Here is a 13,831-nt window from a genome sequence, read left to right as displayed (position 1 = left end):
TTGCAGGGGATGATTACCCAGGTGGTGAGTTCGGTGCAGAAGGTCAGCGACTCCTCGGAGCACACCGCCGACATCGCGATTCGCACCAACCAGGGCGTGCACAAGCAAATGGTCGAGATCGACCAGGTGGCTACCGCCGTGCACGAGATGACCGCGACCGCACAGGACGTGGCGCGCAACGCCACCCAGGCCGCACAGGCCGCCAGCCACGCTGATCAAGCGGCGAGCCAGGGCATGCAGATTGTGCGCGACACCTCCACCTCCATCGGCGCCCTCGCCGAGGAAATCGGCAAGGCGGTCGGTGTGGTGCAGGCGCTGGCCAAGGACAGCGAGAACATCAATGCCATCCTCACGGCGATTCGCGGGATTGCCGAGCAGACCAACCTGCTGGCGCTCAACGCGGCAATCGAAGCCGCACGGGCCGGTGAGCAAGGGCGCGGGTTTGCGGTGGTGGCCGACGAGGTGCGCAACCTGGCGCAGAAGACCCAGAAGGCTACCGAAGAAATCCAGGCCATGATCCAGCAACTGCAGCAGGGCACCCGCGACGTGGTGCGGGTGATGGAAGACAGCCAGAACCGCACCGATGAAAGCGTGCAGCACGCGGCCAAGGCGGCCCAGGCGCTGGAGACCATTACCCGGGCGGTGTCGGTGATCAACGACATGAACACCCAGATCGCCAGCGCCGCCGAGGAACAGAGCGCGGTGGCCGAGGACATTAACCGTAACGTGATCAATATCGGACAGGTGGCCAATGAAGTGGCCGGCGGAGCGGATGAGTCGAGCGCGGCCAGCGCAGACCTGACCAAGCTGGCGGAGCAGCAGCGGCGGTTGATCAATCAGTTCAAGGTTTGAGTCAAGCGGCGCCCTTTCGGGCGCCTTCGCGAGCAAGCCCGCTCCCACATTCGATCGCATTCCTTCAGTTGAAATGCAATCAAATGTGGGAGCGGGCTTGCTCGCGAAGAGGCCGGCCGATTCAACACAACGCTCAACCCGGCGTCAGGCACTCCGGTCCATTCAGCTTCGGATCGTTGACCATATTGGCCAGCACCCGCTCGCGCAACGCGGTGGGTTCACTGGCCAACAAGGCCTGCAAGGTGTGCAGCGGGGTCTCGGGGTTCAGCCAGGCTGCCTGCCCCGCCGCATCCAGAATCAACGGTCGGCGTTGACTCTGCGCCGCCTGGGTCACCACCGCCGTACTCAACCAAACCTGCTCCTGCACCGGATACGCCTCCCAGATCGCGGCAAAGAACAGTGTGCTGCCCTCCCCCGGCGTCAGCCAGTACGGGCGCTTGCGCTGGGTGCCGCGCCATTCGTAGAAACCATTGGCCGGCAGCAGGCAGCGGCGCTGGCGAAACGCTTCGCGAAACATCGGCTGTTCGGCAAGGGTTTCCGCCCGGGCATGGGCTGGTGTACGAGAGAGATCGGTCAGCCAGGGCGGCGTCAGGCCCCAGCGCGCCCGCGCCAGGGTGTGCTGGCCGTCGCTCAGGCGCTGGATCAGCACCGAGTCATTGGGAGAGATGTTCCACTGGGCCTGCTGGTCGGCCGGGAAGCCCGGCAAGGCAGCAAACGTGGGGTTCCAGCGAAACAGGGCATAACGTCCACACATGGGGCAACACGACTCTTGGAGAAACTGGCCGACAGCCTAACAGACCAGCACGTCGGGAAAGCTGTCGGGTTCATCACCGGGCAGTGGTTGCGCACCGTTGTAGGCGGTGATCAGCTCGCGGGCGTAGGCGGCCTGGTCGTTCTCCACCGCCAGCGCCAGCAGGCCATAGATCGGCAGTTCGCCGGTACCCCCGAGCAAATCGCGCCCCACCAGGTGCGCGGTGATGCCCTCGCTTTCGAGCATGCCTTGCAGCAGCTCGCCTTCCATCAGGTTTTCCGGCTCGTAGATTCGCTGCATGGGCGTACCTTTTATTTATTCGTTCTCGCTGCGTACGTTGAGCATCCATTCGCCGTCATGAACCTGCAGCTCGAAAACAATAGGCCGGCAGCACACCGGGCAGTCCTCAATATATTCCTGATCGCCCGCCGACAGGTCCAGTAGCGCCGTGACTACCTCTCCACAATAAGGACATTCGTACGACTCCTCTTCCATCGCGGTCTCCAAGGTGACTTGTGCGTATAATCGCCGGTCTATTTACAGGGCTATTTTTCGTCCCGGCCAATTGCCCGGACCACGCCCTGATATTTATTGTTCCAAACCTTTACTTACCCTAGCCGTTTCTAACAAGAGAGCATGATGGGCGAATTCGATACCATCCGACCTTACAACGACAGCGAAGTCCCGGCAGTGCTGGCCCGACTGTTCAGTGACAAGGCCTTTCTGGACATCCTGACCCACTTTCGCTTCCCGCGCTTTGCCGGCGCCTTCGGCTGGCTGCTCAAGCCGATGATCGCTCATAAACTGCGCCGTGAGTTCGCCGGCGTCACTACCGTGGCCACGCTGCAGGACAAAGTCGAGTTTTACGTCGACCACACCATCGAGCGGGCAACCGACGGCGTGACCTATACCGGCGTGGAGCAGTTCAAGTCCGGCAGCGCCTACCTGTTCCTGGCCAACCACCGCGACATCGTGATGGACCCGGCCTTCGTCAACTACGCCGTGTATCACGCCGGCCTGCCGACGCCACGCATCGCCATCGGCGACAACCTGCTGCAAAAGCCGTTTGTCAGCGACCTGATGCGCCTGAACAAGAGTTTCATCGTGCACCGCTCGATCACCGGGCGCAAAGAGAAGATGGCGGCCTACCAGTTGCTGTCGGCCTACATCAACCATTCGATTCGCAACGACTGCCAGTCGATCTGGATCGCCCAGGCCGAAGGCCGCGCCAAGGATGGGGATGATCGCACCGAGTCGGCGATCCTCAAGATGTTCCACATGAGCCGCAAGGACGAGCCGTTCGCCGAGGTCATCCAGTCACTGAACCTGACGCCGGTGTCCATCAGCTACGAATACGACCCGTGCGACGCAGCCAAGGCCCGCGAGCTGTACATCCGCGCCACCACCGGCACCTACAGCAAGGCGCCGGGGGAAGATGACGTGAGCATTGCCCTGGGCATCACCGGCTACAAGGGCCGGGTACACGTCAACTTCGCGCCGCCGATCACCGAGGCGTTCGAAGACACCAAGCTGTTGGCGATCGAAATGGACCGGCAGATCCTGGGCGGTTATCGGTTGTTCCCGGTGCATTACCTGGCGTACGCCCAATGGAGCGATGCCGATCCGCAATTGCAGGTACCGACCGCAGCCGAGGTATTCCCGGCGGACGAGTTGGCCAAGGCGAAGGCAGAGTGGGAGCGGCGCTTGAATGCGTGCCCGGCCGAGCATCGGCCGTATCTGGTGTTGCAATACGCGACGCCGGTGAGGAATCAGTACCGGGTCAAGGCCGGGATTGCCCTGTAACCCGGTACCAGCAACAGCGCAAACCCAATGTGGGAGCGGGCTTGCTCGCGAAGGCGGTGGATCAGCCAATCATGTATTGACTGACACCGCGCATTCGCGAGCAAGCCCGCTCCCACAGTTGTTTTTAGGGTGTTCCTACAATCGGGTACTAAGAAAGGACACCAGCAACGCCAGCCCCAGACAGGCAAACCCCAACCGGTAGAACAGGCGATAGGTACGCTGCGTCAACACGTCCAGATACAGCATCGGCTGATCAATGGCACGCAGTTCGCTTTGCGCGGCAAGGCGGGCCATCGCGCGCTGTTCATGCAGGCGCGTGACAAACAGCAGCCATGCCGCCGGGCAGGCCAGTAACAGGGCAAGGGAATTGAGCAGTAGTGCGGTCAGCGACATCGCAAACCTCGATGTATCAGTGTCTTGGTATCAATCCAGATACAAACCTGAATGATATGCGCCGCCTGCGCGTCATTACTCCTTCCCCATTGACGGCTAATGTATCCAGTAATTTACAGCGTCACCTGAACGTCACCTTAACAAGCCACTCTGTTGCCCTTCGAAAGCCCGGGAGCTTGTCATGTTGCACGCGCAGAACCAGGATCGGCTGTATCTGATTGCCCCAAGTGATGAGCAAGAGGCCCTGGTGGGCGGCCTCGCGTTCAATGTGCAGGACCGCCACTGGCTGGTGTATTGCGCCCTCGGCGGGCATCAACATGCCGACCTGCCGGAGCTGGACTTGCTCACTGGCGTGAGTGTGCTGGACTTTTATGTCGAAACGGCTGCATGAAAACGGCAGGCGTAAAAAAACCGGGCTCAGTGATGAGCCCGGTTTTTTGATCGTTCCCACGCGCCGCAAAGGAATGCCGACTGGGGCGCTCCGCGCCCGCCTGACGGTTACTGCGAGCTGAGCAGCGAACCGATGCTCGGGTCCTTGAACAGGCGCGTCAGGGCATCGCTCAACACGTCGCTGACCAGCTTGGTGTTGGTTTCCTGGTTCGGCGCCATGCCGAAGCGCTGGTCCAGGGATGCGCCGTAACGGCCGCTGTAGCGACGGGTGCCGGCAGTCACGTCGGACTTGAAGGTCGCGCCGATGGTGGCTTCAGTCACGTACAGGCCTTCCTTGGGCGACTGATACTTCAGCTCGGCCAGGGTGATGGTCAGTTGTGGCGCACCTGGCGAGTTGGAAGGGGTGAAGCCCAACAGGCGCACGGCCGCTTCGGCCTGGGCTTGCAGCTTGGGCAGCACGTCCGCACCGGTCACCGTAATGGCGCTGGTTTCCGGGTACAGGCCGCCACGGGTGCCGAGGGTCGGCGACGGGCGCCCGTCAACCACACGCACCGACACCGGCTGGCCATGGCCGACAGGCGCCAGCTGGGTGGTGATTTTCGGTTGCGGGCTGAGTTGTTGCGGGCTGTGGGCGCAGCCAACCAGGGTCAAACTGGTCACAGTGATCAAACCGAACAACAGGCGTTGCAACATACTCATTTCTCCAGGACTAGATGCAAACAGGGCGCCAGTATAACGGTGAGCGCGCGCCACTCACCAGAATTCCTGAACGGCGCCTGAACTGTCGGCGAAATTACAATTTTCACACAGAACCGTCACCTCAATGTCATGCCAGACTGCCAACCTTCGCAGCATGTAACGAACCGGGTACACAGCCATGCGCCTTCTCAAATCTTTGTTCTTTTCCCACGCCAGCCATCGCCACTTTGCCCTGCTCGACGCCCAAGGCTGCTGCCAGGCTTTCAAGCAGTGCAGCCTGCCGCCCGTCGGTGAAGGCTGGGTCGAAGTCGAAGAGACCCGCCTGAGCTGGATGCACCGCCCGCTGCCCGCCAGCGCGCGCGTCAGCCCCCGGGTTTCGCAGCCACAGGCACGGCACGCGTTGGCCTCCTGACCAGACTGCTAATAAAAGTCATTAAACACGTCCATTTGCGCGCATTTCTTCGCTACAATCTCCCCCCGATTATAAGGACGTCTCCTGATCGGGCCTCGCAGCATCGCTAATGCACTTGTATTAGCTCCCCCGCACCGCCCACAGAGAGCCGCCCACACAGATCGTGTGAAGCTGGCGAGCTTGCTGTTTTCTCTGCAAACCATCGTCTTTACCCGAATCTGCCAGAGCTGCCATGCGCTCGGCCACTTGAGTTGTTTGCCCGTTTTGCCGCTTGCCGGCAGTGATTTCGGGCCAGGTGCCAGGCTGGGGCAGCCCTTTTTTGAGGTTCACGTCTTCAAAAGAGCGTGAAAAAAACGGGTTTTCACAACTTCACAAGAGTGTGGCGAGCAAATGAATAGTTTTGCGTTTGTACAAGCACCATCAGCGTCTGGAACAGCCCCACCACACAGGACCGAGCACTCCTCAAGAACCGGAGCTTGAAGCCTGTCCGCTACGGATTTGGTTGCACGATCGGACGAGCTTGACCATAAGTCGAATTGCCACAGGCGCCCTTAAATGCGTTCATACGCAGATCAGGCCCGGTCGGCAGCGTCCGCTTGCGATAAATTGCGAAGAATCGGACATGGCGATCCTGGCCATGGGTAACCTGGGGCATCACGTGAACCGCCCCGTCACTCCTGGCAGCCATGCCGTCAATTTGGTGCTGCAGATTTTGGAGACGCGTTAAATGGCGCATAACGAAGCAGTCGACGTAGTACTGGTAGGTGCGGGCATCATGAGTGCCACCCTCGCCGTACTGCTCAAAGAGCTCGACCCCGGCCTCAAGCTGGAAGTCGTTGAGCTGATGGATTCGGGTGCCGCGGAAAGTTCCAACCCGTGGAACAACGCCGGTACCGGCCACGCCGGGCTGTGTGAGCTGAACTACACACCGCAGGCCGCCGACGGCTCTATCGACATCAAGAAAGCCGTGCACATCAACACCCAATTCGAGGTGTCGAAGCAGTTCTGGGCCTACCTGACCAAGAAAGGCACCTTTGGCTCGTCCAAATCCTTTATCAGCCCCGTGCCGCACCTGAGCTTCGTACAGGGCGAGAAAGGCGTGTCGTTCCTCAAGAAGCGCTTTGAAACCCTCAGCCAGCACCACGCGTTCTCGGACATGCACTACACCGAAGACCGCAGCGAGATGGCCGAGTGGATGCCGCTGATGATGCCCGGCCGCCCACTGGACGAAAAAATCGCCGCCACCCGCGTGATGAACGGCACCGACGTCAACTTCGGCGCCCTGACCAACCAGTTGCTCTCGCACCTGACCAGCGCCCCGGATGCCCAGGTCAAGTACAGCAAGCGCGTCACCGGCCTCAAGCGCAACGGCGCCGGCTGGACCGTGAGCATCAAGGACGTCAACAGCGGCAATTCCCGTGATGTGGACGCCAAGTTCGTGTTCCTCGGCGCCGGTGGCGCGGCCCTGCCGCTGTTGCAAGCCTCGGGCATCGAGGAAAGCAAGGGCTTCGGCGGCTTCCCGGTCAGCGGCCAGTGGCTGCGTTGCGACAACCCGGAAGTGGTCAAGCACCACCAGGCCAAGGTCTACAGCCAGGCAGCCGTGGGTTCGCCACCGATGTCGGTGCCGCACCTCGACACCCGTGTGGTCGACGGCAAGAAATCCCTGCTGTTCGGGCCATACGCCGGTTTCACCACCAAGTTCCTCAAACACGGCTCGTTCCTTGACCTGCCCATGTCGATTCGTGCCGGCAACATCGGCCCGATGCTGGCCGTGGCCCGGGACAACATGGACCTGACCAAGTACCTGGTCAGCGAAGTGCGCCAGTCCATGGAGCAGCGCCTGGAATCCCTGCGTCGCTTCTACCCTGAGGCAAAAGCCGAAGACTGGCGCCTGGAAGTGGCCGGCCAACGGGTGCAGATCATCAAGAAAGACCCGAAGAAAGGCGGCGTGCTGCAATTCGGTACCGAACTGGTTGCGGCCAAGGACGGTTCGCTGGCCGCCCTGCTCGGCGCGTCTCCAGGTGCTTCGGTGACCGTATCGATCATGCTGGAACTGATCGAACGCTGCTTCCCGACGAAAGCGGCCGGTGAGTGGGCCGCCAAGCTGCACGAGATCTTCCCGGCTCGGGAAAAGGTCCTGGAGACCGATGCCGAGCTGTATCGCAAGATCAACACGCAGAACAACATCAGCCTGGAACTGGTTGAGCAGAGCAGCGAGACCGAAAGCTACGCTTGAGCGTCGTGACGCAGAGTGTCAGTGGATGCATTCCCACGCAGAGCGTGGGAACGAAAAACGCCCCAATGGGGCGTTTTTTTTTCGTCCGCAACAATCAGCCGCGGGCTTGTTCGATCAGCTCGATGTACTCGGCGGCGTTGCGCTGGTCCTTGATCACTTCAACGAAGGTCAGGCCATGCTCGTCCTTGCCATCGAGGTCCAGGCCGGCTTCCTTGAAGAAAACCAGGAAGCGTTCGAAGTCGTCGATACGCAGGCCGCGGTAGGCCTTGATCAGTTTGTGCAGGGACGGCGAAGTGGCGTCTACCGGCTCGAAATCCAGGAACAGCTTGATTTGCTCGTCGCCGATTTCATCACCAATCACCTGTTTCTTATCTTTACGCATTACCGACTCCAGCCTGCAGACATTTACACGGGAAAAGCAGTTTACCTGCGGCACAGCGGCTTCGAAAGCTACGCGAACCAATGTGGGAGCCGGCTTGCCTGCGATGGCGGTGCATCAGTAACAGATGGGCCAACGGACCCACAGCTATCGCAGGCAAGCCAGCTCCCACATTGACTGTATTTACACCGCCGAATGCGCGTCGGCTGGATTATTTGGCGCGCACCGCCCCGGTGTGCAAATCGGCCCAAATATGGCCGTTGGCGTAAGTGAGGAATTGCACATAGACCGTGTCATTGCGCAACAAGTCGACGATCACCCGATACTGGGTCACCGGATACGACAAGGTCAGGGTTTTGCTTTTGTCGTCGAACACCGGCTTTTTCAGGCTTTTGCTTTCAGCATCGAAATTGAGAACCACCTGGGCGATGGTCGCGCCTTTGTTCAGGGACTTGCCCTTGAGGCGGATCATCAACGGCGAGGTCACCGGGATCGGCTGCTGGGTGGATTGGCGCTGGTTACCCACCACCACCGAATACTCGGTGACTTGCAGCAATTGCTGCTGGTCCGGGGTTTCGGCGCGCAGGGTCAGGTCGTCGGGCGGCAGGAATTGGCTGTGCAGCGGCGCCGGAGCGGCCGCCAGGGGCAAACTGAGGGTCAGCGCCAGGGCGGCGCAGGTGCGAATCAACAGGCTCATGAACAGCTCCAGACGCAGGGGCCAAGCACGATAGCATGACAACCCTGCGCCTGAATCCCGCTTACATCCCTTTGACGGCGTAGATCCCATTGGCGTTGCGCCAGTAGCCTTTGTAGTCCATGCCGTAACCGAAGATGTAACGGTCAATGCACGGCAGGCCCACGTAATCGGCTTTCAGGTCCGGACGGGCCTTGCGGTCGTGGTCCTTGTCGATCAGCACGGCAGTGTGCACCTTGCGCGCGCCGGCGTGTTTGCAGAAGTCGATGATCGCGCCCAGGGTGTGACCTTCGTCGAGGATGTCGTCGATGATCAGCACGTCGCGGTCGATGAACGAGACTTCCGGCTTGGCTTTCCAGAACAGGTCGCCGCCACTGGTTTCATTGCGATAGCGAGTGGCGTGCAGGTAGGACGCTTCCAGCGGGAATTGCAGGTGGGTGAGCAATTTACCGGCGAAAATCAGGCCACCGTTCATCACGCAAAAGACCACCGGGTTGGTGTCGGCCATTTCACGGGAGATGTGCGCGCCGACCTTGGCGATGGCCTCTTCGACTTGCGCTTCGGTGTACAGGCAGTCAGCCTCGCGCATGATTTGACGGATATGCTCGAGATCAGCGGACATGGCGCTCTCCAAGGGGGTGCTGTGGCAAGAAAAGCGGGCAAAGGTACGCATGTGAGGCCCAACGTTCAAGCCTTAATGGACTAACGTACTAGATGTCTATAGGACAACACCCTCGGATAGATTAATCTAGGCCGGTTTTTTTGCCCGCCGCCGGAGCCTTTCCCCATGCCCATCCGTGAGATCCGCCACCCGCTGATCCGACATAAACTCGGCCTTATGCGCCGCGCCGACATTAGCACGAAGAACTTCCGTGAGCTTGCTCAGGAAGTCGGAGCGCTGCTCACCTACGAGGCGACCAAAGACCTGCCCCTGGAAAACTACGAGATCGCCGGTTGGTGTGGTCCCGTCCAGGTCGAGAAAATCGCCGGCAAGAAGATTACCGTGGTGCCGATCCTGCGTGCCGGTATCGGCATGCTCGAAGGCGTGCTCAGCCTGATCCCGGGTGCCAAGGTCAGCGCCGTAGGCGTGGCCCGCAACGAAGAGACGCTGCAGGCCCACACCTACCTGGAAAAACTGGTACCGGAAATCGACGAGCGCCTGGCGATGATCATCGACCCGATGCTCGCCACCGGCAGCTCCATGGTTGCCACCATCGACCTGCTGAAAAAAGCCGGTTGCAAGGACATCCGCGCCATGGTGCTGGTGGCCGCTCCCGAAGGCATCGCCGCCGTCGAGAAAGCCCACCCGGACGTGTTGATCTACACCGCATCCATCGATGAACGCCTGAATGAACATGGCTACATCATCCCGGGCCTGGGCGATGCCGGCGACAAGATCTTCGGTACCAAGCAGAAGGACGCGTGACCATGCAGGATGAGTTCAACGACCCGCTTTGGCGCCAGATCCTGTCTGGCGCACAGATGCTCTTCGTAGCATTTGGCGCGCTGGTGTTGATGCCGCTGATCACCGGTCTCGATCCAAACGTCGCCCTGTTCACCGCAGGCTTGGGCACCTTGTTGTTCCAGGTCGTCACCGGGCGCCAGGTACCGGTGTTCCTGGCGTCGAGCTTTGCGTTTATCACCCCGATCATTCTCGCCAAGGGCCAGTTCGGCCTCGCGGCGACCATGGGCGGCGTGATGGCGGCCGGCTTCGTTTACACCTTCCTGGGCCTGGCCGTGAAGATCAAGGGCACCGGTTTCATCGACCGGCTGCTGCCGCCGGTGGTGATCGGGCCGGTGATCATTTCCATTGGCCTGGCCATGGCGCCGATTGCGGCCAATATGGCGATGGGCAAGGCCGGTGACGGCAGTGAGTTGATCCACTACCAGACCGCCATGCTGATCTCGATGCCGGCGCTGCTGACCACGCTGATCGTGGCGGTGTTCGGCAAAGGCATTTTCCGCCTGGTGCCGATCATCTCCGGCGTGCTGGTGGGTTTCGCCATGTCGTTCTACTTCGGCGTAGTCGACACCGCGAAGATCGCCGCCGCACCGTGGTTCGCCCTGCCCCACTTCACCGCGCCGGAATTCAACTGGCAGGCGATCCTGTTTATCGTCCCGGTGGCCCTGGCCCCGGCGATCGAACACATCGGTGGTGTGATTGCGGTGGGCAGCGTGACCGGTCGCGACTACCTGAAGAAGCCCGGCCTGCACCGCACCCTGCTGGGTGACGGGATCGCCACCACCGCTGCCGGCCTGTTCGGCGGCCCGCCCAACACGACCTACGCGGAAGTGACGGGCGCGGTGATGCTGACCAAGAACTACAACCCGAAGATCATGACCTGGGCGGCGGTGTTTGCCATCAGCCTGGCGTTTATCGGCAAGTTCGGCGCGCTGCTGCAAAGCATTCCAGTCCCGGTAATGGGCGGGATTCTGTGCCTGCTGTTCGGCTCGATTGCCGCAGTGGGGATGAACACCCTGATCCGCCACAAGATCGACCTTGGCGAAGCGCGCAACCTGGTGATTGTGTCGGTGACCCTGGTGTTCGGAATTGGCGGTGTGCTGGTAGGCACCGGCACTGGCCCGGATGACTTTGGCCTGAAGGGCATCGCCCTGTGTGCGGTGGTAGCGATTGCGTTGAATCTGCTGCTGCCGGGCAATGACGGCTGGAAGAACAGGAAGCCGGATGAGCCGCTGATCTAACTGCCAACGCAAAACCAATGTGGGAGCGGGCTTGCTCGCGAATGCAGTGTGTCATTCAGCACATCAGTGACTGAACCACCGCATTCGCGAGCAAGCCCGCTCCCACATTTTTTTGAGTTTCAGTGTGGCTTACAGCTCGCCCAACGCATCGATCAGCGCCTGGTTCTGCTCCGGCGTGCCAATACTGATCCGCAGGAACTGGGCAATCCGCTCCTGCTTGAAGTGCCGCACAATCACCCCCTGCTCCCGCACCTTGGCCGCCAGCCCGGCAGCGTCGTGCCCTGGATGCCGGGCAAAGATGAAGTTGGCCGCCGACGGCAGTACTTCAAACCCCTTGGCCTGCAGTTGCGCCACCAGCTTTTCACGGCTATCGATCACCAACTTGCAGGTGTTCTGGAAGTATTCGCGATCTTCAAAAGCGGCGGCCGCGCCGACAATCGCCAGACGGTCCAGCGGGTAGGAGTTGAAGCTGTTCTTGACCCGCTCCAGCGCCTCGATCAGGTCCGGGTGGCCCACGGCCAGGCCCACCCGCAAACCGGCCAGGGAGCGCGACTTGGAAAGGGTCTGGGTCACCAGCAGGTTCGGGTAACGGTCCACCAGGCTGATGGCGGTCTCGCCGCCGAAGTCGATATAGGCTTCATCGACCACCACCACCGAGTCCGGGCTGGCCTTGAGGATTTGCTCCACGGCGTCCAGCGCCATCACGCAACCGGTCGGCGCGTTCGGGTTCGGGAAGATGATCCCGCCGTTGGGCCTGGCGTAGTCCGACACGCGGATCTGGAACTGTTCATCCAGCGGCACTGCGTCGAAGGCAATGCGGTACAGGCCGCAGTACACCGGGTAGAAGCTGTAGCTGATGTCCGGGAACAGCAGCGGCAGGTCGTGCTGGAACAAACCGTGGAAGATGTGCGCCAGGACTTCATCGGAGCCGTTGCCGAGGAACACCTTGCCCGCGTCGATCCCGTAGTACTTGGCCACCGCCTGCTTGAGCAGGTCGCTGTTGGGGTCCGGGTACAAACGCAGATTATCGTTCAGCTCGGCCTGCATGGCAGCCAGCGCCTTGGGCGATGGGCCGTAGGGGTTTTCATTGGTGTTGAGTTTTACCAGCTTGGTCAGCTTCGGTTGCTCACCGGGCACGTAAGGCACGAGATCCTTGACGAGCGGGCTCCAGAATTTGCTCATGTTTCAGTTCCCCTGCTTATCGTCAACGATGCGGTATTCGGCGCTGCGGGCGTGGGCGGTCAGCGACTCGCCACGGGCCAGCACGGAAGCGGTCTTGCCCAACTCCGACGCGCCCTGTGGCGAGCAGAAGATGATCGACGAGCGCTTCTGGAAGTCATATACGCCCAGCGGCGAGGAGAACCGCGCAGTGCCCGACGTGGGCAGCACGTGGTTGGGACCTGCGCAGTAGTCGCCCAGGGCTTCGCTGGTGTGGCGGCCCATGAAGATCGCGCCGGCGTGGCGAATCAGCGGCAGCCAGGCTTGTGGGTCGGCGACGGACAACTCCAGGTGTTCCGGGGCGATACGGTTGGCCACTTCGATGGCCTGCTCCATGTCGCGGACCAGGATCAGGGCGCCACGGCCATTGATCGACTTCTCGATGATCTCGGCGCGCTCCATGGTCGGCAGCAGCTTGGCGATGCTGGCGGCGACCTTGTCCAGGAATTCGGCGTCCGGGCTGACGAGGATCGCCTGGGCGTCTTCGTCGTGCTCGGCCTGGGAGAACAGGTCCATGGCGATCCAGTCCGGGTCGGTCTGGCCGTCACACACCACGAGGATTTCCGAAGGGCCGGCGATCATGTCGATGCCGACCTGGCCAAATACATGGCGCTTGGCCGTGGCCACGTAGATGTTGCCCGGGCCAACCACCTTGTCGACCTTCGGCACGCTTTCGGTGCCGTAGGCCAGGGCCGCTACCGCTTGGGCGCCACCGATGGTGAACACGCGATCAACGCCCGCGATGCAGGCCGCTGCCAGCACCAGTTCGTTGATTTCGCCGCGCGGGGTAGGCACCACCATGACCACTTCGGTCACGCCGGCCACCTTGGCCGGAATCGCGTTCATCAGTACCGAGGACGGGTACGACGCTTTGCCACCCGGCACGTACAGGCCGGCACGGTCCAGCGGCGTGACCTTCTGGCCCAGTACGGTGCCGTCGGCCTCGGTGTAGCTCCAGGAATCCTGTTTCTGTTTCTCGTGGTAGCTGCGCACCCGCGCGGCCGCCACTTCCAGGGCTTCGCGCTGGGGCGCGGTGATGCGGGTCAGCGCCAGCTCCAGGCGTTCGCGGGGCAGGATCAGGTCGGCCATGGAGGCGACGTCCAGGCCATCGAACTGCCGGGTAAAATCAACCAGCGCCGCGTCACCGCGCTCGCGCACGGCCTTGATGATGTCGAGCACCCGCTGGTTGACCAAATCGTCGGACACGCTTTCCCAGCTCAGCAGATGATCCAGATGATGGGCGAAATCCGGGTCGGCAGCGTTGAGTCGGGCAATTGCAGTGGACGTGGTCATGGCGAGGG

General features: G+C 61.3%; 17 protein-coding genes. 7 read left to right on the top strand and 10 right to left on the bottom strand.

The features are described from left to right. Positions 1-9 precede the first annotated feature (9 nt). On the top strand, positions 10-852 hold the full coding sequence (locus HX818_RS31495) for a methyl-accepting chemotaxis protein (RefSeq protein ID WP_371132336.1): 843 nt from the start codon (positions 10-12) through the stop codon (positions 850-852). A 133-nt stretch (positions 853-985) separates the two neighbouring features. Here the strand turns inward: HX818_RS31495 and HX818_RS17515 are convergent, their stop codons facing one another. From HX818_RS17515 to HX818_RS17505, 3 genes are read right to left on the bottom strand one after another with little or no spacing between them, the layout of a single operon-like run. Then, on the bottom strand, positions 986-1,606 hold the full coding sequence (locus HX818_RS17515) for an SOS response-associated peptidase (RefSeq protein ID WP_010170537.1): 621 nt from the start codon (positions 1,604-1,606) through the stop codon (positions 986-988). Between the two features lie 36 nt (positions 1,607-1,642). Continuing rightward, entirely contained in the window at positions 1,643-1,903 is a 261-nt protein-coding gene (locus tag HX818_RS17510; protein WP_017477710.1) for a putative signal transducing protein, read from the bottom strand. A 15-nt stretch (positions 1,904-1,918) separates the two neighbouring features. Beyond that, positions 1,919-2,098, bottom strand: coding sequence for a CPXCG motif-containing cysteine-rich protein (locus HX818_RS17505; protein WP_003216161.1), 180 nt, complete (start codon positions 2,096-2,098; stop codon positions 1,919-1,921). A 144-nt stretch (positions 2,099-2,242) separates the two neighbouring features. On the opposite strand from HX818_RS17505, the gene HX818_RS17500 reads away from it, so the two are divergent. Next, positions 2,243-3,406 (top strand): 1-acyl-sn-glycerol-3-phosphate acyltransferase, encoded by a 1,164-nt coding sequence (locus HX818_RS17500; protein WP_029615884.1) that lies wholly within the window; start codon positions 2,243-2,245, stop codon positions 3,404-3,406. A 135-nt stretch (positions 3,407-3,541) separates the two neighbouring features. Here the strand turns inward: HX818_RS17500 and HX818_RS17495 are convergent, their stop codons facing one another. After that, positions 3,542-3,799, bottom strand: a complete 258-nt coding sequence (locus HX818_RS17495) for a hypothetical protein (protein ID WP_003216159.1) — start codon at positions 3,797-3,799, stop codon at positions 3,542-3,544. 181 nt (positions 3,800-3,980) lie between these two features. Between HX818_RS17495 and HX818_RS17490 the strand changes: the two genes are divergently transcribed. After that, positions 3,981-4,190, top strand: coding sequence for a hypothetical protein (locus HX818_RS17490; RefSeq protein ID WP_008434269.1), 210 nt, complete (start codon positions 3,981-3,983; stop codon positions 4,188-4,190). Positions 4,191-4,297: 107 nt separating this feature from the next. Here the strand turns inward: HX818_RS17490 and HX818_RS17485 are convergent, their stop codons facing one another. Beyond that, a complete protein-coding gene (locus HX818_RS17485) occupies positions 4,298-4,882 on the bottom strand; it encodes a YajG family lipoprotein (RefSeq protein WP_003216157.1) in 585 nt (194 codons plus the stop codon). Positions 4,883-5,066: 184 nt separating this feature from the next. Between HX818_RS17485 and HX818_RS17480 the strand changes: the two genes are divergently transcribed. Together HX818_RS17480 and mqo are read left to right on the top strand one after the other, a co-directional pair. Then, positions 5,067-5,300: a hypothetical protein gene (locus tag HX818_RS17480; protein WP_003216156.1), complete on the top strand. Its 234-nt coding sequence runs from the start codon at positions 5,067-5,069 to the stop codon at positions 5,298-5,300. A gap of 727 nt (positions 5,301-6,027) precedes the next feature. Next, complete coding sequence (gene mqo / locus HX818_RS17475; protein ID WP_003216154.1) at positions 6,028-7,536, top strand: malate dehydrogenase (quinone); 1,509 nt, start codon at positions 6,028-6,030, stop codon at positions 7,534-7,536. A 94-nt stretch (positions 7,537-7,630) separates the two neighbouring features. On the opposite strand, the gene HX818_RS17470 is transcribed toward mqo, so the two are convergent. The 3 genes from HX818_RS17470 to HX818_RS17460 all read right to left on the bottom strand — a co-directional run bounded on the left by HX818_RS17470 (position 7,631) and on the right by HX818_RS17460 (position 9,231). Further along, positions 7,631-7,918 carry a PA4642 family protein gene (locus HX818_RS17470; protein ID WP_003216153.1) on the bottom strand — a complete coding sequence of 96 codons (288 nt, stop codon included), beginning with the start codon at positions 7,916-7,918 and terminating at the stop codon, positions 7,631-7,633. 208 nt (positions 7,919-8,126) lie between these two features. Continuing rightward, positions 8,127-8,612 carry a hypothetical protein gene (locus tag HX818_RS17465; RefSeq protein WP_177020458.1) on the bottom strand — a complete coding sequence of 162 codons (486 nt, stop codon included), beginning with the start codon at positions 8,610-8,612 and terminating at the stop codon, positions 8,127-8,129. A 61-nt stretch (positions 8,613-8,673) separates the two neighbouring features. Beyond that, complete coding sequence (locus HX818_RS17460) at positions 8,674-9,231, bottom strand: hypoxanthine-guanine phosphoribosyltransferase (protein WP_003216150.1); 558 nt, start codon at positions 9,229-9,231, stop codon at positions 8,674-8,676. Between the two features lie 165 nt (positions 9,232-9,396). On the opposite strand from HX818_RS17460, the gene upp reads away from it, so the two are divergent. Further along, on the top strand, positions 9,397-10,035 hold the full coding sequence (upp, locus tag HX818_RS17455; RefSeq protein ID WP_003216149.1) for a uracil phosphoribosyltransferase: 639 nt from the start codon (positions 9,397-9,399) through the stop codon (positions 10,033-10,035). Between the two features lie 2 nt (positions 10,036-10,037). Next, the gene (locus HX818_RS17450) at positions 10,038-11,312 is read left to right on the top strand and encodes a uracil-xanthine permease family protein (protein WP_087692860.1); all 1,275 of its coding nucleotides are present in this window, start codon (positions 10,038-10,040) and stop codon (positions 11,310-11,312) included. 129 nt (positions 11,313-11,441) lie between these two features. Here HX818_RS17450 and hisC read toward each other — a convergent pair whose 3' ends face one another. After that, a complete protein-coding gene (gene hisC / locus HX818_RS17445) occupies positions 11,442-12,494 on the bottom strand; it encodes a histidinol-phosphate transaminase (RefSeq protein WP_087692861.1) in 1,053 nt (350 codons plus the stop codon). 3 nt (positions 12,495-12,497) lie between these two features. After that, a complete protein-coding gene (hisD, locus tag HX818_RS17440) occupies positions 12,498-13,823 on the bottom strand; it encodes a histidinol dehydrogenase (protein WP_177020457.1) in 1,326 nt (441 codons plus the stop codon). Between the last annotated feature and the right edge of the window lie 8 nt (positions 13,824-13,831).

The sequence above is a fragment of the Pseudomonas sp. F9001 genome (assembly GCF_013385435.1).
Taxonomy (GTDB): Bacteria; Pseudomonadota; Gammaproteobacteria; order Pseudomonadales; family Pseudomonadaceae; genus Aquipseudomonas.
The sequence above is the reverse complement of the archived record's forward strand: the minus strand, read 5'-3'. Positions and strand labels throughout refer to the sequence as shown.